This window comes from Chitinophaga jiangningensis (assembly GCF_900142605.1).
Taxonomy (GTDB): Bacteria; Bacteroidota; Bacteroidia; order Chitinophagales; family Chitinophagaceae; genus Chitinophaga; species Chitinophaga jiangningensis.
Window position 1 is genome coordinate 1 of record NZ_FRBL01000025.1, and the last position, 1,136, is coordinate 1,136.

At 49.9% G+C, this 1,136-nt stretch carries 1 protein-coding gene; it reads right to left on the bottom strand.

Annotated elements, in window-relative coordinates:
- Window positions 1–1,136: hypothetical protein (locus BUB18_RS29790; protein WP_178372234.1), on the bottom strand; the 1,136-nt coding region annotated here is incomplete at both ends.

Genomic DNA, 1,136 nt, shown 5'->3' on the forward strand with positions numbered 1-1,136 from the left:
GTAGCTTTTGGATCGTGGATGTCGCTTACTGTTGGAGCAGTGTTAGCACCAGTGTATTGAACGGTCCAGGTTCCGATCTGCTGGATGTTACCAGTAGATACCACAGGGGTTGCATCCAGGGTGAAGGCAGTGGTTCTACCACAATCTTCCTGATCTGCTCCTGCGTTAGCCGCTGGGTTAGCAGCGTAGTTGTACAGCACCACAACGTCAGTTGTAGCCGGACATTTAGTGTTTACTACACCGTTTACCATGCTGGTTACCGTCCAGGTCAGTTGTACCTGATCACCAGGTGTTACCGTGATGGTAGCTTTTGGATCGTGGATGTCGCTTACTGTTGGAGCAGTGTTAGCACCAGTGTATTGAACGGTCCAGGTACCGATCTGCTGGATGTTACCAGTGGATACCACAGGTGTTGCATCAAGGGTGAAGGCAGTGGTTCTACCGCAATCTTCCTGATCTGCACCTGCGTTAGCCGCTGGGTTAGCAGCGTAGTTATAGATGGTGACTACGTCAGTTGTAGCCGGACATTTAGTATTTACTACACCGTTTACCATGCTGGTTACCGTCCAGGTCAGTTGTACCTGATCACCAGGTGTTACCGTGATGGTAGCTTTTGGATCGTGGATGTCGCTTACTGTTGGAGCAGTGTTAGCACCAGTGTATTGAACCGTCCAGGTACCGATCTGCTGGATGTTACCAGTAGATACCACAGGAGTTGCATCAAGGGTGAAGGCAGTGGTTCTACCGCAATCTTCCTGATCTGCACCTGCGTTAGCAGTTGGATTTGCTGCGAAGTTGTACAGCACCACAACGTCAGTTGTAGCCGGACATTTAGTATTTACTACACCATTTACGATGCTGGTTACCGTCCAGGTCAGCTGTACCTGATCACCAGGTGTTACCGTGATGGTAGCTTTTGGATCGTGGATGTCGCTTACAGTTGGAGCAGTATTAGCACCAGTGTATTGAACAGTCCAGGTACCGATCTGCTGGATGTTACCAGTTGATACCACAGGGGTTGCATCAAGGGTAAAGGCAGTGGTTCTACCGCAATCTTCCTGATCTGCGCCTGCGTTAGCCGCTGGATTTGCTGCGAAGTTGTAGATGATTACTTCGTCAGTTGTAGCCGGGCAGTT